The sequence below is a fragment of the Polaribacter glomeratus genome, assembly GCF_002954665.1.
In the GTDB taxonomy this organism is placed as follows: domain Bacteria; phylum Bacteroidota; class Bacteroidia; order Flavobacteriales; family Flavobacteriaceae; genus Polaribacter; species Polaribacter glomeratus.
Window position 1 is genome coordinate 541,608 of sequence record NZ_MSCM01000001.1, and the last position, 18,782, is coordinate 560,389.

Annotated in this window: 14 protein-coding genes and 1 CRISPR repeat array; of the genes, 8 read left to right on the plus strand and 6 right to left on the minus strand. The window is 29.5% G+C overall.

Going from position 1 to position 18,782, the window contains the following annotated elements; translation table 11 throughout:
- The first annotated feature begins 38 nt into the window (after positions 1-38).
- A CRISPR array of direct repeats spans positions 39-768; the repeat unit is 46 nt; unit sequence TTTGTGATTCATCACGAAAAATACAATTTTGAAATCAATTCACAAC.
- A 3-nt stretch (positions 769-771) separates the two neighbouring features.
- From BTO16_RS02320 to BTO16_RS02345, 6 genes are all read right to left on the minus strand, one after another.
- Positions 772-1,632 carry a DUF6371 domain-containing protein gene (locus BTO16_RS02320; protein ID WP_105021479.1) on the minus strand — a complete coding sequence of 287 codons (861 nt, stop codon included), beginning with the start codon at positions 1,630-1,632 and terminating at the stop codon, positions 772-774.
- Positions 1,633-1,687: 55 nt separating this feature from the next.
- A complete protein-coding gene (locus tag BTO16_RS02325) occupies positions 1,688-1,885 on the minus strand; it encodes a hypothetical protein (RefSeq protein WP_105020052.1) in 198 nt (65 codons plus the stop codon).
- Between the two features lies 1 nt (position 1,886).
- The gene (locus BTO16_RS02330; RefSeq protein ID WP_105020053.1) at positions 1,887-2,921 is read right to left on the minus strand and encodes an AAA family ATPase; all 1,035 of its coding nucleotides are present in this window, start codon (positions 2,919-2,921) and stop codon (positions 1,887-1,889) included.
- Positions 2,922-2,933: 12 nt separating this feature from the next.
- Positions 2,934-3,143 carry a ribbon-helix-helix domain-containing protein gene (locus tag BTO16_RS02335; protein ID WP_105020054.1) on the minus strand — a complete coding sequence of 70 codons (210 nt, stop codon included), beginning with the start codon at positions 3,141-3,143 and terminating at the stop codon, positions 2,934-2,936.
- 220 nt (positions 3,144-3,363) lie between these two features.
- On the minus strand, positions 3,364-4,335 hold the full coding sequence (locus BTO16_RS02340) for a hypothetical protein (protein WP_105020055.1): 972 nt from the start codon (positions 4,333-4,335) through the stop codon (positions 3,364-3,366).
- The gene (locus tag BTO16_RS02345; protein ID WP_245891941.1) at positions 4,335-5,633 is read right to left on the minus strand and encodes a tyrosine-type recombinase/integrase; all 1,299 of its coding nucleotides are present in this window, start codon (positions 5,631-5,633) and stop codon (positions 4,335-4,337) included. Before BTO16_RS02345 ends, BTO16_RS02340 begins: the two co-directional genes overlap by 1 nt.
- A 1,024-nt stretch (positions 5,634-6,657) precedes the next feature.
- On the opposite strand from BTO16_RS02345, the gene BTO16_RS17770 reads away from it, so the two are divergent.
- The 8 genes from BTO16_RS17770 to BTO16_RS02385 all read left to right on the plus strand — a co-directional run bounded on the left by BTO16_RS17770 (position 6,658) and on the right by BTO16_RS02385 (position 18,756).
- Positions 6,658-8,646 carry a type I restriction-modification system subunit M gene (locus tag BTO16_RS17770; protein WP_105020057.1) on the plus strand — a complete coding sequence of 663 codons (1,989 nt, stop codon included), beginning with the start codon at positions 6,658-6,660 and terminating at the stop codon, positions 8,644-8,646.
- Positions 8,643-9,833 carry a restriction endonuclease subunit S gene (locus tag BTO16_RS02355; RefSeq protein ID WP_105020058.1) on the plus strand — a complete coding sequence of 397 codons (1,191 nt, stop codon included), beginning with the start codon at positions 8,643-8,645 and terminating at the stop codon, positions 9,831-9,833. Before BTO16_RS17770 ends, BTO16_RS02355 begins: the two co-directional genes overlap by 4 nt.
- Before the next feature lie 59 nt (positions 9,834-9,892).
- Positions 9,893-11,767, plus strand: a complete 1,875-nt coding sequence (locus BTO16_RS02360) for a DUF262 domain-containing protein (protein WP_105020059.1) — start codon at positions 9,893-9,895, stop codon at positions 11,765-11,767.
- Complete coding sequence (locus tag BTO16_RS02365) at positions 11,760-13,823, plus strand: DUF262 domain-containing protein (RefSeq protein WP_105020060.1); 2,064 nt, start codon at positions 11,760-11,762, stop codon at positions 13,821-13,823. Before BTO16_RS02360 ends, BTO16_RS02365 begins: the two co-directional genes overlap by 8 nt.
- Before the next feature lie 202 nt (positions 13,824-14,025).
- Positions 14,026-14,238 carry a helix-turn-helix domain-containing protein gene (locus BTO16_RS02370; RefSeq protein ID WP_105020061.1) on the plus strand — a complete coding sequence of 71 codons (213 nt, stop codon included), beginning with the start codon at positions 14,026-14,028 and terminating at the stop codon, positions 14,236-14,238.
- Complete coding sequence (locus tag BTO16_RS02375) at positions 14,238-14,564, plus strand: HipA N-terminal domain-containing protein (RefSeq protein WP_105020062.1); 327 nt, start codon at positions 14,238-14,240, stop codon at positions 14,562-14,564. The genes BTO16_RS02370 and BTO16_RS02375 overlap by 1 nt, the downstream gene beginning before the upstream one ends.
- On the plus strand, positions 14,564-15,550 hold the full coding sequence (locus BTO16_RS02380; protein WP_105020063.1) for a type II toxin-antitoxin system HipA family toxin: 987 nt from the start codon (positions 14,564-14,566) through the stop codon (positions 15,548-15,550). Before BTO16_RS02375 ends, BTO16_RS02380 begins: the two co-directional genes overlap by 1 nt.
- A complete protein-coding gene (locus BTO16_RS02385; RefSeq protein WP_105020064.1) occupies positions 15,547-18,756 on the plus strand; it encodes a type I restriction endonuclease subunit R in 3,210 nt (1,069 codons plus the stop codon). The genes BTO16_RS02380 and BTO16_RS02385 overlap by 4 nt, the downstream gene beginning before the upstream one ends.
- Positions 18,757-18,782: the final 26 nt, after the last annotated feature.

Sequence of the window (18,782 nt, forward strand, 5' to 3'; positions counted from 1 at the left end):
TTCACAACTATTACCTACAACGTATTTGTATATGAAAATTTGTGATTCATCACGAAAAATACAATTTTGAAATCAATTCACAACACTTTGATGCAGAGCCAGACGAATGGGAAGTTTGTGATTCATCACGAAAAATACAATTTTGAAATCAATTCACAACTGGTAACTTGAATAGTGGTTATCAATAATATTTGTGATTCATCACGAAAAATACAATTTTGAAATCAATTCACAACAGGCTTTAAATTGTTTAAAAATATTCCTAGTTTGTGATTCATCACGAAAAATACAATTTTGAAATCAATTCACAACCAATTGTAGCTTTACTCGTAGATTGATCTGTTTGTGATTCATCACGAAAAATACAATTTTGAAATCAATTCACAACGGGGTTATTGGTTTAATCTAAGTACAGGTATTTGTGATTCATCACGAAAAATACAATTTTGAAATCAATTCACAACGGATTCTTTGGGGGTACAGGAGCCACTACTTTTGTGATTCATCACGAAAAATACAATTTTGAAATCAATTCACAACAAAAAGTAATCGTTTTACCTTGCTCGTAACTTTGTGATTCATCACGAAAAATACAATTTTGAAATCAATTCACAACTTACAGACTTACCAGGGATCGCTTCATGAATTTGTGATTCATCACGAAAAATACAATTTTGAAATCAATTCACAACGGTATATGCACAACGCTAGAATTAATTACATTTGTGATTCATCACGAAAAATACAATTTTGAAATCAATTCACAACTGATTAAATCAAAAAATCAACCAAATCACCACCATCTTCAATATCTAAATTCTCTAATAATGAACTACATTGAATGTGAAAACCTTGTTTATTTAAAAGTATTGCGGTTTTGTTCCATGATTCCCAAACGGTTTTATCAGGATAAACAATCACGTTGTATTCTTTTAAAGGTTGTAACATTTCTTGTTTAAACCTCGTTTTACTACCTGTTGCCAACCACAAATAATTAGGAAATAGAATACTCATAATAATAGCAGTCTTTTCAGATTCTATAATACAAACGATATCATCTTTAGAAATGTTGGTCAAATTATGTAAACCGAATAAACATTGTTGCAATACAAAGTTATTTAGTTTTAATTGTTTGTGAACCCAACTCACATGATTGAAAGGTTGTTTTACTCTTTTACCTGTATTACAATTGTACTGCATTATTTTACCACCTCTAATTCGGTTTTTAGTATCTATTTGCCAGAATATAGTTGCTTCATGCCAATAATTTGTGATACCAATATTGTAAGTTTTTATAGCTTGTAACACACTTTTTACATCAAAAACACTCAATAAATAAACAATAAAGTTGCTTTTTTGCAATGTATCACGATATTGCAACACAAGATCTTTATTGTGATACGTTGGTTGTATTACTTCTGTGATACAATTTGTAATACTTTTTGTAATACATTTATTATCGGGTTTTTTGAAGTAACCACACTTACTTTCTCTATCACATCTACCATCAATATCATTTAAATACTGATTAGTTTCATTGTCAATAAATTTTACAAATGTTTTTTTATTGCAATTAGGACAAACAAATTTTTTACTGGTTGTATCTAAACTATATTTATAAATGGTATTCATAACGTTCATATAATTCGTACCATTCGTACCTCTTTTTTGGGTACGAATGGTACGATTATGTTTTAATTGTTTTTTTAATGTAATGTTTTAGTAGAAAACGTAATCCATCTTCCATGGTAAAGTCGGGAAGTTTAGTTGTTGAAGGTGCTTTAATTTTAGTTTGATTCACTTCTTTTCTGAGCATATCAGACAGCCTAATAAACTCTTCTTTTGAAAGAGCTTTCGCTATCGTATATACATCAGTTGCCACCATTTTATAGACCTAATTTTTTTATTCTTTTTCTAATTGCTCCTTCTGATAGTCCTAGTCTATCAGCTATTTTTGTATTAGATAATCCTTCAGAAATCAATAATTCCATTTGAACATCTCTTTCTTCTAAATCTGAAGAACCATAGGTTTTAAGATGGTTTTTTTCTGAATCAAAACCTACAAACTGAAACTCTAAAAAATTAGTTTCCTTATCAACACTGCAAACCACCACATTTTCTGAGTGATACAAATGCTCTGTGTTACGTTGTTTAATTTGTTTGATGAAACGGAAAGATGGTTCCTGAGAACTAGACCCTATTGCAAAAGAACTATCACAAAAATTCATGAGCATTTTACTACCCGCTAAATCATTTTTACTAATTGGTTTAGATTCATCCCTTTTAGGAGAATGTGACAATACAAGAATGGAAATGTTTTTCTCTTTTGATAGTTTTTTTAGTGCTTTCATTAAAGACAAAGCATCTTTAGCTTTCTCGTTTTCGTGACTTAAATAGGTTAGATTATCAACAATTAAAACTGTTGCTTCCGTTTTTTGAATTGTATTTGTAAGTGTGCTACATAAATACTCTTCTAAAGTATTAAATCCTTTAGGAATTTCTAAGTCTGAATCTAATTCTGCTCTTAAAAAATTTGGACTAAAATAATAGTGATTTTGATAATTTTCTGAACATCGATTTTCAAACTGTTTGTCGGATAATTCAAAATCTAAATACAAAACCTTCTGTACTTTGCAAACTAGTTTAAATCCTTCAATTGCAATTCCTTTACTAATACTATCAGCAATTTGAACTGCTAGTATCGATTTACCCAGATTGGTGTCTGAAAACAAAATACATACTTCATTCTCGTACCAAAATTCACTAAAAAGCATATTAGGTATAGGTCTGTTCTTGGCTTCCTCGATCCAAGTGTTCGCTTCTTTGATAATCAAACAACCACTCTCCGAACTTTTATCTTCGAGTAGTTTTTGATTAATTGCGATATCTTTCGATATAATATCAATTTTATCTTGTAACATATTAAAATTGATTTAATGAAAATGGTTATAATTTGGTGGGATAGGTAAAATAACCTCATGAACCTTTTGAACCTCTTTAGTTGGATAATGATGATTCTCTAAGTACTCAGTTATGATATCTCGTACTAAATTTGAAACTTTAATACCTTTTTGATCTGCAATTTCTTGAAGTTCGTCTTTTGACAGTTCGTCAATTCTAAAATTAATGGTTGTTGTATTCATTGTTTACTTTTTTATATTTAACATTTTTGTTTTTGATAAATACTTATTAAAAAAGTTGAATGCAATTCCTTATAAATGCAAAAAACCCAGCTAATAATATTTAACTGAGTGCAAGTAACTAATATATAGATGTTTAAAAAAGTGAGTTGTTTAGTGAAGTTTTATGAAAATCTAGTGAATTGTAGTGAATTAATGAAGTTTTTAGTGAAACAGAAAAAAGCTAGCTCTTAGAAATGAATATTTGGTACTTCGATATAAACATTTCGACTTTTTCAACATGACTTTTAGCACTTGAATTACCAAGTGATAAGTTTTTAAAATTACAGTTAAAACATTCTGTTAGCAATTGATTAAACCCCTCGGCAGAAATTGTTGTTAAGTTTAACTCCATTTTTAAGGCGTAGAATAATCCTAACGCAAATTTTCTAAATTGATATTTACTATCATTCATTATTAGTTCAATAAATTCTAATACTTCGATGGAATCAAATTCATCCGGAAATTTCTCGTAAGTAACTTGAGCTATACTTTTTGAAATGAAAATATCATCCTTTTCAAACTGAAATTTTTTATTAAGTTCAATAATAATGTTTAGCTTATTTTCAAACTCGTAAATTTCTAGTAAAATAGGGTCTTTGTCTAAAAATTCTTTATCAAAATGATCGATATATCCAAATAAATAACAAGTTATAATTGTTTCTTCTTCTTTCAACTTTTCAAATAAACTATTTTGAACCTTCTTTAGTGCAGGAATCATTTTTTGATTATCCAGCTCTTTACCAGTATTTTTATCTGATATAATTTGCTGTTTATTAACTAAGTCAAAAAAATAATTTTTAAATATTTTTAAGGCAGATTTTTTCATTTTCTTATCTGAAAAGCCAAAATTATTAATTTCAAAATCACTATTAAAAATCAATAAGTTAGTATTGATAGACCCAATAATTAAAAGTTTTATAAATGCATAAACCTCATGAACCAACTTGTCTGAAAAAGAATATGCAGTCTCATTCTGATTAGGTTTTGCAAAAATTTCAAAGCCATTTTTTTGATTTGTATTCCTTTTATGATTAACTGTTAGATTTGTATATAATTCTATTAAGTTGTTATCATTTAGAAAATTAAACATTTCTTTATCACTAAAGGAATTATACATTTCTTCGGTTAAAATTCCAAAATATTTATGTTCCATTATTTTAATAGTTTTGAATAATCCTCAGGCAAAACAGCATCAATATCACGTAGATATAATTCTAATGCTTGCATGGTTGAATGACCTGTTATTAATTGTAATTTACTTTTTACTTCTAATGGAGTAGCGGTTTTAGCCATTTCTTTGTATAACTTGGTTATAAAAGTATGTCTAAAACTGTACAATCCATAATCTTTTCCTAATCCAAAATGATCTTTTATTTTCTTGAATTGTTTTGTGAAATAATTTCTTTTATTATTTTCTATGGTATCCCATAAACCACCAATAGTGTCGGGTGTAAAAAGAATGAAATCTTTATCTATTTCTGATAAATCAGGAATTTCTTTAAGAAGAATATCAGGAATAATTTTAATTTTAACAGCTTGGTTTTTAGCTCTTACATACAGCTTTTTATCAATGATGTCAATATCTCCAACTTTTAATCTACAAACTTCAACAGGTCTTAAATAATTGTAGGATACAAAAAGAACAAATAAATACAATACCTTATCATGTTCTTTAAGGTATTCAAATATTTTTTCTTGTTCAGTAGTTGTGTAAGTTTTATTTCTTTCTGGAGTTGATTTTAATATATTAATCTTCTTAACGAAATTATCTTGTATTATTTCATTATCTTCTAATGTTTGGAATAACGAACTTATATCCGTTCTCGTGTTATTTCTATTTCGAGAACTAGAAGATGCTAGCACTGTGTTTAAGTATTCAATTACAAGCTTTTTATTGATGATAGAAATATCTTTTTTTAAATCAATATTTTCTTTTTTCATCCATTCGAGAAACCTATTTATCCTACTTTTAAAATTTCCATGAGAGTTTACACTTTGTGTTTTAGATTTTATTTGATACACCAAATTAAAAGCTTTTCTTATTGGATATACAGTTAAAATAGGCTCAACTTTTACTATTGGTATGGTTTTTTCAATAGGTGTAATTACTTTTTTAGTTTCTGTTTCATCCATTAGAAGTTTTTGCTCAATAAATTCTGCTAAAGAACTATTATCTTCATAAGGATTGAAGCCTTGTGTTAAAACATATTCTAAACTTTCCCTAAGCTTTGATAATATATGATAACGGCTTTTTTTGTCCTTGTAAAAATTAGCACCTCCTTTTATGTTAATTTGCCTTTTTAATCTGCCTGTTTTTGGGTTTCGGTAAGAATAATAAACATACCAATGTTTCGACATAGCTTCTTTTTTCTCCTTTGTAGAGAGCTTAGTCCAAGTATTTATATCTACTCCGCCAGTGAAGATTTTGGGTTCCGAATAATTCAATTCCATAGCTGAATCGTGTACTCTTTTGTGTACTCGTTGCAAAAGTAAGAAAATAGAAGGCATAAAAAAACGAATTGTGAGACACAATTCGTTGATTTAATTAGGCTTAGCCTTGTAGCGAGAACGAGATTTGAACTCGTGACCTCAGGGTTATGAATTCGAAAAAGTTCGATTTATATACCTGAAAATGTGTTTTTTATGCTAAAAATGTTCCAAATCGTGTTCCAAAACGTGTGCAGTTTTTGTTCACTTGGTTATATAATGTATAGTGGTAAAATTATGATTTTATTTTTGAATTCAAACTTTTATTTTAATAAAATCTTTAGACAGATAAAAGGTAATTTATATTAAAAAAAACTTTTTCATTTCCCTAAAATCAGTTCATTTTATCTCTTTTATTTGTTAATTTATTTTATAATACAGTATCAAAAAAGATGTAATAGATTTTTGATTATTAACTTTTCATGAAGTACTTCTCTTTTTTATTAATAATTATGGGTTTCAGTAATTCTATTTCAACTCATTTTAGTACTTTTATTTTCCTGAAAAAGAAATGAAATATCCAGATAAATACGACGCATTATGTCGCACTTATATATTAAATTGCAACAAAAAGAAAAATGAATTACTTCTAAAAATATCAAAAAGCTTTTAATAAACTAAAGGAAATAGAATCGGACTTTGAAGAACGTGAATTTTATGATTTAATTGATGAAATAAAGTTAGACACGCAATATTTATTTGAGCAAGCAGAGAAGCATCCTAAATATAGATTTGTTCCAACGAAAGAAGTACCAGCTTCTATTGAATTAGACAAACTAGAAAAACTGATAAAAAAAATAGAACAATTTATAAAAGATTCACGAGAATTCGATCCTGAAGAAGAATTAGATATGATGTTTCCAGATCGTCACGATGAAGATTTTGATGAAGATTCTATGAATTTTGATAGCATTTTTGGTAAAGATTAATCATTTTATAAATAAAACAACTAAAGAAAAGTTAAAAACCACAAAGCATAAAATAGTAAATGAATCAATCTACCATTAAACAATTAGAAACCGAACTTTGGGATGCTGCAGACGATTTAAGAGCAAACTCTAAACTGACAGCTGCCGAATATAAAGACCCATTATTAGGTTTAGTATTATTACGTTTTGCGCAAAATCGATACGAAGATGCCAAGATAGAAGTACATACTAATTTACCAATAAACCCACGAACTAAAGAAAAACGTGAAGTCAGAAAAGAAGATTACACAGCGGCAGGAGCCATTATGCTTCCTGAAAAAGCCAAGTACGATTATTTAGCAGCATTACCCGAAGTAGAAAATATAGCGGAAGCTATTAATAATGCCATGAAGCTTATTGAAGCGGAATATCCAGATTTAGAAGGGATTCTGCCAAAAAGCTACCAAGAGTTTGATGATAAACTTTTGCGAGCTTTGGTACGTGTTTTTAATAAAGATGCAGTAAAACATGCTAAAGGCGATGTCTTCGGACGTATTTACGAGTTTTTCTTAATGAAATTCTCTATGCAAGGCGCAGGAGCGCAAGAAGGTGGTGAGTTTTTTACACCACCTTCTTTAGTAAATTTGATTGTAAACTTTATAGAACCCAATCATGGTATTATTCATGATCCTGCTTGTGGTTCTGGCGGTATGTTTGTACAAACCGCACATTTTATAAAAGACCATGAAAACAAAAGTGTTAATGAGGCGATTACGGTATATGGTACAGAGCTAAAAAGCAACAACACCCGTTTGGCAAAAATGAACCTTGCTATACACGGTATAGAAGGCAAAATTATAGAAGCCAATAGTTTTTACACCAATCCACATACACCAAATTTAACAGGAAGGTGTGATTTTGTCATGGCAAATCCACCATTTAATGTCGATAAAATAGATTCAAATAATAAGTTTTTAGCAGAGGATGAACGTTTGCCTTTTGGCGCACCATTAACAGGAAAAGGCACTATTGGTAACGGGAATTATTTATGGATGCAATATTTTCATGCTTATTTAAATGAAACAGGCAGAGCAGGTTTTGTTATGGCAAGTTCAGCAACAGATGCAGGAAATGCAGAGAAGCTAATTCGCCAAAAATTAATTGAAACAGGAGATGTAGATTGTGTGGTTTCTATAGGTAATAATTTTTTCTACACACGTTCTTTACCTTGCCACGTTTGGTTTTTTGACAAAGGGAAAAAAGAAATAAATAAGGATAAAGTATTAATGATCGATGCCAGAAACACCTTTAGGGTAGTTACAAGTACCATTAATGATTTTTCTATCGGGCAACAAAATAACATTACGACTATTAAAGAACTCTACAGAAAAAACGAAAATGCTTTTTCTAGTAGTATTCGATTTCACAAAGATAACTGCACTGCAGAGTTCTCTGCTATTTACAGTGTTTATGAGCAAACATATAAAGAGTTTAGTGTAATTTTTGAATCTGAAAAATTTGGCAAACAAGGTTTAGACAGCAAGCTTACATACCCAACAATCGCTTTAGAAACCATAAACGATTTTTATAAAGAACTAAAAGCACCTTTTAAAGAAATAGAGCAATTAATAGGAAGCTTAAAAAGTAGCTTATTATTAATTGAAGAAAAAGGAAAAAAGGCAAAGCTTAAAAAGCAAGAGATCACAAAACAATTAGCACCTGTTAAAAATAAAATTACAGTTTTAAGCAAGCCTTTAAGTGTCTATGCTTCTGGAGTTTTGGAAAGCTTAAAAGAGGGGAAACAGGCTATTATAGATTGGGAAGCATTGGTTGCTTATTTCCCAAAAGGAATTTACCAAGATGTAGAAGGTTTATGTAAAATAGCGTCTTTAGAAGAAATTGCAGCACAAGACTACAGCTTAACACCAGGGCGCTACGTTGGTGTTAAAATTGATATTAATATGGATTTTGACTACAAATGGAGAATGAAAGAAATTCATACCGAATTAGCACAACTCAATACCGAAGCCAATAGTTTAATGCAACAAATTCAATCTGTGAAGTTATGATGGAAGGTTGGATAGAAGTAAGATTTGGTGATGTAGTTCAATTTCCACCAAAGATTAAAATGAAGAAAGATGAAAGTTATCCATTTATACCAATGGAAAACTTAGATAGTGGAATTAAGTATGTAAAACCTATAATAGAAAAAGGCTTAAAAGGTAGCGGTTCTAAATTTGAAGAAGGAGATACTCTTTTTGCTCGAATTACACCTTGTTTACAAAACGGAAAGATTGCTCAAGCAAAAGAGTTAAATGGAAAGTCTGGTTTTGGATCTACTGAATATTTTGTTTTTAGAGGAAAGAAGGATATTACAGATACGGATTTCGTTTATTATTTATCTAAAACACATTGGTTTCAGCAGAATGCTATAAACAGTATGGTTGGTTCTTCAGGAAGACAAAGAGCTGATGCTGGTTTTGTAAAAAGCATTAAAATCAATCTTCCACCACTAAAAACCCAACGCAAAATAGCCTCCATTTTATCGGGGTATGATGATTTAATAGAAAACAACCTAAAACGCATAAAATTATTAGAAGAACAAGCACAACAAACCTATGAAGAGTGGTTTGTACGTTTTAAATTTCATGGTTATGAGAATGTGGAGATTGATGCGGTTAGTGGGTTGCCTGTTGGGTGGGAGAAAGTGAAACTTGTTGAATGTGCTAATCTAGTAATGGGACAAAGTCCTAAATCGGAATTTTATAATAATGAAGAAAAAGGATTACCATTTCATCAAGGAGTAAAAGATTACGGATTAAGATTTCCAACTAATTCATCTTGGTCAACACAAGGAAATAGAATAGCAGAAGAAGATTCTATTTTGTTTAGCGTTCGCGCACCTGTTGGTAGATTAAATGTTGCAATAGAGAAATTAATAATTGGTCGTGGTTTAGCCTCAATTAATCATAAAAAACATTGGAATAGTTTTCTATTATATCAACTTCAAAATATCTTTTATGAAGATAATTTAATGGGTGGAGGAGCAATTTATAATTCAGTTACTAAAAAAGATGTTGAAAGAATTGAAATATTACATGCTACTGAAGAAATAAATATTCAATTCAACCATTTGACTTCAAATATTGATAAACAAATTAAAAACTTAACCAAGCAAAACCAACACTTAAAAGAAGCGCGAGATATTTTGTTACCACGTTTAATGAGTGGTTTGGTAGATGTGGAGAGTTTGTAGGTTGGTGAAGTTTTGGGGATGGTTGCAGAGGAGTCTGAAAAATATAATTAAAAAAATAAATGGCTGAATTACTATATAGTTTACAAAAGGTTTTTACCACATATCCAAAAGGAAAAATTTATAACATACCAGAATACCAGAGAGGTTATAAATGGAGCGAACAGCAAGTTAACCAGTTACTAGATGATATTTATAAATTTTCTTTAACAAGAGATAATGATCATTTTTACTGTTTACAAAATATTACGTTATTTCAAAATTTAAAAAATGAATCTTACTTAAATGTTGTTGATGGACAGCAACGCTTAACTACAGTAACACTTTTATTATCTTATTTAAAGGCTAATAATATAGTAGAAGGCATGATAAATTATGCTGTACGAGAGCCTTCTAATGATTTTATTCAGAAAGTAATAGCAAATGAATCTAATATTATTAAAACAATACTAGAAGCTGAAGATTTTAAAACCTTCATTATCTCTCAAGTAGATTATGATGTAGATTATCAGGATATATACCACATGTTTATAGCGTTAAAAACAATAGATTCTTGGTTTTCAAACCCAAACAGAACTTTAGATATAGATAATTATAAAGATATTGTTTTAAATCATGTAAAGCTTATAGTCAATAAAGTAGAACAAGTTTCTGAACAGGAATTGTTTATGAACTTAAATGCAGGAAAAGTGCATTTAGATGGTTCAGATTTAGTTAGAGCTATTTTAATTACCAGAGTAGCAAAACAAGAGTTAGAAGATTTTGATGCTGAAAATGTTGAGGATATATTAAAATTAAATCAAAGAAGAACTCGTATTGGTTGGGAATTAGACGAAATGAATAGTTGGTGGAGTCGTGAAGATGTAAAATTATATTTTCAGAATTTCACTAAAATTAAAACAGGAACTAAGGAAACTATAAAGTTTAATCAAGAAGAACATCCTATTAATCTACTTTATAAAATATGGGTCGAAATTAAAGGAGAATCAGATATTACATTGCATAGTTTTGAGAAAGAAGAAGCTCTTGTAATGTATCAATCATTATTAAAGCTAAATCGTGTTTTACAAGATTGGTTTGAGGATAGAAAAATATATCATTTTTTAGGTTTTCTATTTGCGCATTCAAAAATTAAAATTAAAGAAGTTTATGATAAATGGATTTCTAAAAATAAAACAAGGAGTCAATTTATAAATGAATGGTGTTTAGAGCAACTTAAAAATGCTGTTTTTGGCAAAGAAAATCCAGAAAAAGAAGAATCAGGATATGATTATTGGATGTCTAAAATAAAAGATTATAATTCAGAAAATGCCACAAATTGGTATGATACGGGAATTATTCAGCAAATTTTAATAGTATTAGATATTATGGAGCATAGCAAAACTAAAGAAAAAGGAAACCCATTGCCTTTTTTAAAGCCAAGATATTTTAAAAATTATAAAGAAGATAAAGAACATATTTTTTCTGGTACACCTAGAGAATTAAATGAAATAAAAGCATTGCCAAATCCAATAGAGAAACTTAACGAATACATAGATTCACTTAATATTGATTACGATTTATTAAAACATATACCATATTTTGAATATGACCAAAAACAATGGGACGCTATTACTGAAGAAGAGCAATCTCAAGCATTAAATGAATTTAAATCTACAATTCATAAAAAGCGACCAGTCAATTCCTTAGGCAATTTAGTGTTATTGCATTTAACTATAAACAGAGGTTTTGGTAATAGTCAATACGCTTTAAAAAGAACAAATGTGATAACAAATACTATTAATGGTCTATATGTAAGACAACATACATTAAATACATTTATTAAAAGCACATCTTCTAACGATTTAAATAATTGGACTTTAAAAGATATAGAAGAAAATGCAGTTGGAATACATACTACTTTAGAAGAATTTTTTAAACCTATTTCAAATGAGTAAAAAACAAAAAGCATTTTTAAAGGAAGAGAATTTACTAACGTTATTGTCTCAAAATAATTTCATTATCCCTGAGATACAAAGAGAATATGTTTGGGGAAATAATGAAAAGGTAATTACTAAATTCTTAAAACAATTAAAATTGAAAATAGGAGATGGTTGTGAATGTTGTAATTTACCAAAAGGAAATGCACATATTAACATAGGTTTTTTATATTCTTATAAACCAGATTATGTTAAAGTACAAAACGACAGATTTCTTGATGAAAATTTAATAGATGGTCAACAACGTTTTACAACATTGTTTTTACTTGTCTTTTATTTTGCTTTAAAAGAGGATAAGAAGAATGATTTCTTATCATTAATTAGGTTTGATGGCGTATCTATGAGTTTTGATTTTAAAGTTAGAGACTTAACAAAACGATTTCTTTTAGAATTTGTAGAGAAGACAAATTCAACTGAAGATTTAGAACAGATTGAAAAGCAAACTTGGTTTTTAAAAGATTATAAAACAGATGTTAGTATTAATGCAATGATTAACTCATTAAAATATATACAACAGGTTTATAATTGCGAAACTAAATACTATAATCATCTATTAAGTAATATTGTTTTTTGGCATTTTAAAACTGAGGTTACGTCAGAAGGAGAGGAATTGTATATAACAATGAATGCTAGAGGAGAAGATTTAGCAGATAATGAAATTACTAAAGCCGCGTTAATGCTGGATGGAAAGGATTTGTTTAATTCAGGAAAAAAATGGGAAAGTTGGCAACATTTTTTTTGGAAACATAGAGACAAAACTAGAGTTGTCCAAAGTTCAGATTTTGGATACAATGCTTTTATTAACTGTATTGCTGGTTTAGAAAATTATCAAATTTATAATAATAAAGAATTTTTGGCAGATGAAATAGAAGATTTGCTGTCAATTGAATTAGTCGAAAAATATATCAATGCTTTTAAGTTTTTAATTGATAATTCGAAAGCTTTTAAATCGAAATATAATTATCATTATTCTAATTGGGTTAATAACTGTTTAAAAGATATTTGGGAGGTATTTAATAAGAACGAAACAGATTGGTTTGCCGATTATTCAGACAAAAATAAAGGGACAGAACAAAATAAAATGGTTTTTATTTGGTCTTGGCTTTTATATATAAAAAATAGACCTAAAGCTAGTTTAGATGTGGATGAGGTCTTTAGAGTATTACGTTTCTTTTATATTAGATTTAAAAATTATAGTAGAGCTGTTTCAGCTTTAAAACAAACTATTGGAATAATAGATGTAAATAGTGTTTTTGATACTTTAAATCAAGGTTTTGACACACCAAATGTAGAAGACGAATCAAAAATAAAAACTAGTTATAGAACTGTAAATGAAAATTTAAAGTATAGCTTCCTAAATAATTTGAGAATAAACTCAAGTTCTGATTTACTTCTTTATGAAAGTTTAATATGGGAAATAGAAGATCACCCTTTAAATTTGGAAGGAACCGGTTTAAGAAATATAAACTCATCTCATTTAATAGAATTTAATGATAAACTTTCAATTGGTGAACTAACCTTAATTAAAGAAAAATTGTATGCACTATTTCCTTTAAAAGATGATGGAAAGATAGATGACAGGAATGTTAATAAAATTAGAATTGCTTTATTCTGGTATGGCTCATATTGGCAGAAAAAATGGTCTAGTTATTATTGGAAATATAATTTTGGAGATTGGGAACGAATTATTAGAGATATAGATTCCGATAGTTTAGCTTTTAAGTTGTTTTTTGATGACTTTAAAAAGTCAAAAGATTTAGAAAACTTACTAAAAAATAAAGTATCAGAATGTGAAATTGATTTTAATACAGTTGATGAGCTATTAATATTTAAATGGTATGCTAGTAAGTTAAAAGAAAAGATGTGGAAGGAAGGACAATTTATTGCTGTTAACCATAATTATAAAGATGAAGATAAGTTGTTTGTAAATTTTAAAGAATTTATTAATATACACGGTACTTTCAATGGAGGTTCTCCTCAGGTTTTATCAGAGTTAGTAAATAATAAACTATGAGTTACGAATATTCAGAAGACGGTTTAATAGTACAAACACTCAAAAAAGCTTAAAAAATCACAACTCAATTAGTGCAACAAAAAGCACTTTTAGCGTTGTTTTATTTCAATTAAACAATAAAAATATCAATAGTGCAATAAAAAGCACTTATCATACATTTAATCAATAAAAAGGCATATATTTACATAAAAAGAGCAATATAATGCACTCAGAAGATTTAATAGAAGCTATAAAAACACGTAGAGATAACCTAGATGTAACACAAGAAATGCTTGCAGATCTTTCTGGTGTAGGTTTGCGAACGTTAAAACAATTTGAAAGCGGCAAAGGAAACCCAACTTTAGAAACTTTAAATAAATTGGGTAATGCATTAGGTATGGAATTATCTTATAGGGTAAAAGAAATCACTAAATAATGAGACAAGCAGAAGTTTTATTTAAAAAAGAAATCGCTGGCTTGTTAACACAGTTAGATGATGCTAGTTTTGTGTTTACATACCACAACCAATGGTTTAATGATAAAGAAAAACCTGCAATTAGTTTAACATTACCAAAAACGCAACAAGAATACCATTCTAAATATCTTTTCCCTTTTTTTTATAATATGTTGCCAGAAGGATCAAACAAACAAACGGTTTGTTTTGAAAATAGAATAGACACCAAAGACCATTTTGGTATTTTACTTACTACCGCAAAACAAGATACTATTGGTGCAGTTACCCTTAAAAAAATTGAAGCATAATGACTTTACCGCAAATAACAGTTTGTCCAAGTACACTTGCCAAAGGTTACATAACCTATAGCAATACTGCGTTAAGACGTGTTTTTTACGGTAAAAAAGTAAGTGCTATTTTACCATACGATGCGCCAGCAAGTAATGAGAATACTGATGCTTTGTTTACAGAAAATAGAAAGCGTATGTCTATTTCTGGAGTACAAGAAAAATTTTCTGTGGTATTAGAAAAAAATAAATTACGCTTAAAAGAAGAAAACGAACAAGGGCAATACATTTTAAAACCGATTCCAAACGTTGGTAAAAATGCAGATCAAATGCCAGCAAACGAGCATTTAACAATGCAAATTGCACGACAAGTATTTGATATGGAAACTGCAGAAAATGCACTTATATTTTTTAAAAATGGTGATCCTGCTTATATCACAAAACGATTTGATGTTAAAGCCGATGGTACTAAATTAGCTCAAGAAGATTTTGCTTCTTTGGCAGAACGAACACCACAAACACATGGCGAAGATTTTAAATATGTAGGTAATTACCTGGAACTCTTTACTATTTTAAAAAAGTACACACCAGCTTATGCTGTAGAATCTATCAAGTTATTTAAACTGATACTTTTTAATTATGTGTTCTCTAATGGAGATGCACATTTTAAAAACTTCTCATTGATAGAAACACCTTTAGGCGATTTTAAATTAAGTCCTGCGTACGATTTATTAAACAGTAGAATCCATATAGACGATAATAACTTTGCATTAACTGAAGGATTATTACCACCAAATTTAGCACAAGGTAAAGTTACAGAACAGTTTTATAGTTTAGGAGAACAAGCAGGAATTTCAAAAAAACAAGTAGATAAAGTATTTAAAGGTTTAACGTCTAAAAGCGATAAAGTATTACTACTAATTGAAGCATCTTTTTTAAATGAAAAGTCCAAACGAAATTACATACAAGGATACCAAACACGATTAAATAAATTAGTACGATCATGAGCTACGAATATTCAGAAGATGCTTTAATAGAACAGGCAACACAAGATGTATTAGAAGAATTAGGGTGGACAGTCCTTTCTGCATGGAAAAAAGAATCCTTTGGAGAACATGGTTTGTTAGGTAGAGAAGATAAAAGCGAGGTTGTTTTAACGCGGTATTTGTTACAAGCACTTAAAAAATTAAACCCTAATCATCCAGAATTAGCGTACGAGCAAGCTGTTGAATTAATTACTCAAAAAATAGCCGATCAAACTTTAGGAAAAATTAATAAGGAAAAAAGTAACCTACTTAAAAATGGTATTCCTGTAAGTTATACTAATGATAAAGGAGAATTGATAAAAACAAAACTCAACGTTTTTAATTTCAATGATTATCACGACAATCATTTTTTAGCAGTACGACAATTAGAAGTTTTAGGAGAATTGTATTTGAGACGACCTGATGTTATTGGTTTTGTAAATGGTATTCCATTAGTGTTTTTTGAACTCAAAGCACATCATCAAGATTTGCGACATGCATATTCAGACAATTTAAAAGATTATAAAGACACCATTTCTCATGTGTTCCATAACAATGCATTTATCATTTTAAGCAATGGAACAGACGCAAAAGTAGGAACAATTACAAGTCCTTTTAAATATTTTTTAGAATGGAAACGTATCGAAGAAGATGAAGAGGGAGAAGTAAGTTTAGACACCATGTTACGTGGTACTTGCGACAAGCATCGTTTAATGGATATTTTTGAGAACTATTTATTGTTTGACGATTCTCATGGAGATATTGTAAAATTAATGGCGAAAAACCACCAATACATTGGTGTAAATAAAGTAATAAAAAACGTAAATAATATAGAAGATTTAGAAGGTAAATTGGGTGTGTTTTGGCATACGCAAGGTTCTGGAAAAAGTTATTCTATGGTATTTTTGTGCGAAAAAATTCACAGAAAACTAGGTGGTTCTTACACTTTTTTAATTGCTGTGGATAGAACAGAATTAGAAAACCAATTGTATGACACCTTTTCTGGCGTTGGCGTTGTAAATGATAAAAACTGTATTGCAGGAAAAAAGAACGGAATTTCTGGGCGAGAACATTTACGAGAATTATTATCAGAAAATCATCGCTATGTTTTTACATTAATTCATAAGTTTTCTATAGATCCAAAATTAGAAAGTGAATATCCATTAATTACAGACCGTAAAAATGTAATTGTAATTAGTGATGAAGCGCATAGAACACAATCTGGAACGTATGCTAGAAATATGCGTTTTCACGGTTTACCTAATGCGTCCTATTTAGGATTTACAGGAACACCAATTATAAAGGATGAAGAAGAATTTACGAAGAATATTTTTGGAGAATATGTTTCTATCTATGATTTTAAACGTGCTATTGAAGATGAAGCAACATTACCATTGCGTTATTTAAATAGAGGTGAAAAATTAGACATTACAAATCCTGAGCTAGACGAAAAAATGGCTGCTGTATTTGAAAATGAAGATTTAGACAACGACCAAAAGAAAAAATTAGAATATTTATTTAATAGAGATTATCCAATACTTACCGCAAAACCTCGATTAGAAGCTATTGCAAAAGACTTAGTTTGGCATTTTAACGAACGTGGTTATCAAGGTAAAGCTATGTATGTGGCGCTAGACAAACCAACAGCAGTTAGGATGTACGAGCTAATCATGAGGTATTGGCCAGCATATTTAAAAGAACTAGAAACGCGCATTGAGAACGCAGAAGACGAGCAAGAAGCGCAAGAACTAAAACGTAAATACAACAAAGTAAAAGAAACTGAAGTTTGTGTGGTGGTGAGTAGTGAGCAAAACGAAGTCGATAAATTCCGTAAAATGAATTTAGATATCGAAATCCATCGTAGAAAAATAGTGGAACGTAATTTAGAAAAAGAATTTAAAGATGAAGACAATCCATTTCGATTAGCCATTGTTTGTGCCATGTGGATTACTGGTTTTGACGCACCTTGCGTATCCACCGTATATTTAGACAAGCCAATAAAAGGACATACATTAATGCAAACTATTGCAAGAGCCAATCGTGTTTACGATGATGAAAAAGAAAATGGTTTGATTGTAGATTATGGAAATGTGTATAAGCAATTAGAACATGCCTATTCTATTTATGGTGAAGGAGGAAAGTCTGGAGGAAAAGGCAAACCATCAGGTAAACCAATTGAGCCTTTAGAAGATGTAGAAATAGAACTAAAACAAGCGATAAAAGATGTAAAAGCATATTTAAAAGGATTGCGATTTTCTTTACAAGAACTGAAAGATGCAAAACCAATGTCTAAAATTGCAAAAATTAAGGAAGCAGTAGATTGTGTTTGTTTGAATGAAACTACTAGAACCACATTTGAAATGATGGCTCGTAATGTATTTCGAAAATACAAAGCTTTATTCCCTAATGACTTATTAAAAAAACACGTTAAAAATTACAATGCTATTGAAGCTATTTATTCGGCATTAAATCAGAATGTAAAATCAGCAGACGTCACTCAAATAATCATGGATTTACAGGAAATTGTTAGTGACAGTGTGCTAATTCAGGATCGAATTCTTAGAGAGCCAAAAGACGAAATTTATGTTGATTTATCTTCGCTAGATTTTGATAAATTAAGAGCTGCTTTTGCTAAAACACCTCGTAAAAATACGCTTGTATTTAATTTACAAGATGCTATTGAGCAACGTCTAGAGCAAATGATGAAAGAAAACCCTTTGCGAATTAAATTCTACGAACGTTACAAAGAAATTATAGATGAATATAACAAAGGTAAAAGCTTGGAAGATACGGTTAGGACTTTTGAAAACCTTAGTAACTTTATAGCAGATCTTTCTGAAGAAGAGCAACGTGTTGTTCGTGAAAATTTGCCAGACCAGGAAACACTTGCTATTTTTGATTTATTAAAAGAAGGAAAAGAATTAAGTAATAAAGAACTAAAAGATGTTAAAAAAGTTGCTGCCAAAACTTTAGAAACTTTAAAATCTGAAAAACTAAAAATAAATAACTGGCGAGAAAGCAGACAAATTAAAGCACAAGTAAAAAGTGCCATTTATGATAACTTATTGTATTTACCTCAAGATTTTTACTCCGATGAAGAGGTAGGATTAAAAACAGCTAGTGTTTATCAGCATATTTACACCAATTATTATGGAAGCAGTAAAAGCGTTTACAATGCGCACGTATAAACAGGTGATATTATAAGAAATAGTAA

What these genes read in the sequence shown, in the direction of transcription:
- BTO16_RS02330 (WP_105020053.1), bottom strand. Translation starts at nt 2,921, where the DNA reads ATGTTACAAGATAAAATTGATATTATATCGAAAGATATCGCAATTAAT.
- BTO16_RS02365 (WP_105020060.1), top strand. Translation starts at nt 11,760, where the DNA reads ATGAGTAAAAAACAAAAAGCATTTTTAAAGGAAGAGAATTTACTAACG.
- BTO16_RS02340 (WP_105020055.1), bottom strand. Translation starts at nt 4,335, where the DNA reads ATGGAACATAAATATTTTGGAATTTTAACCGAAGAAATGTATAATTCC.
- BTO16_RS02370 (WP_105020061.1), top strand. Translation starts at nt 14,026, where the DNA reads ATGCACTCAGAAGATTTAATAGAAGCTATAAAAACACGTAGAGATAAC.
- BTO16_RS02320 (WP_105021479.1), bottom strand. Translation starts at nt 1,632, where the DNA reads ATGAATACCATTTATAAATATAGTTTAGATACAACCAGTAAAAAATTT.
- BTO16_RS02380 (WP_105020063.1), top strand. Translation starts at nt 14,564, where the DNA reads ATGACTTTACCGCAAATAACAGTTTGTCCAAGTACACTTGCCAAAGGT.
- BTO16_RS02360 (WP_105020059.1), top strand. Translation starts at nt 9,893, where the DNA reads ATGGCTGAATTACTATATAGTTTACAAAAGGTTTTTACCACATATCCA.
- BTO16_RS02375 (WP_105020062.1), top strand. Translation starts at nt 14,238, where the DNA reads ATGAGACAAGCAGAAGTTTTATTTAAAAAAGAAATCGCTGGCTTGTTA.
- BTO16_RS02335 (WP_105020054.1), bottom strand. Translation starts at nt 3,143, where the DNA reads ATGAATACAACAACCATTAATTTTAGAATTGACGAACTGTCAAAAGAC.
- BTO16_RS02345 (WP_245891941.1), bottom strand. Translation starts at nt 5,633, where the DNA reads ATGGAATTGAATTATTCGGAACCCAAAATCTTCACTGGCGGAGTAGAT.
- BTO16_RS02325 (WP_105020052.1), bottom strand. Translation starts at nt 1,885, where the DNA reads ATGGTGGCAACTGATGTATATACGATAGCGAAAGCTCTTTCAAAAGAA.
- BTO16_RS02385 (WP_105020064.1), top strand. Translation starts at nt 15,547, where the DNA reads ATGAGCTACGAATATTCAGAAGATGCTTTAATAGAACAGGCAACACAA.
- BTO16_RS02355 (WP_105020058.1), top strand. Translation starts at nt 8,643, where the DNA reads ATGATGGAAGGTTGGATAGAAGTAAGATTTGGTGATGTAGTTCAATTT.
- BTO16_RS17770 (WP_105020057.1), top strand. Translation starts at nt 6,658, where the DNA reads ATGAATCAATCTACCATTAAACAATTAGAAACCGAACTTTGGGATGCT.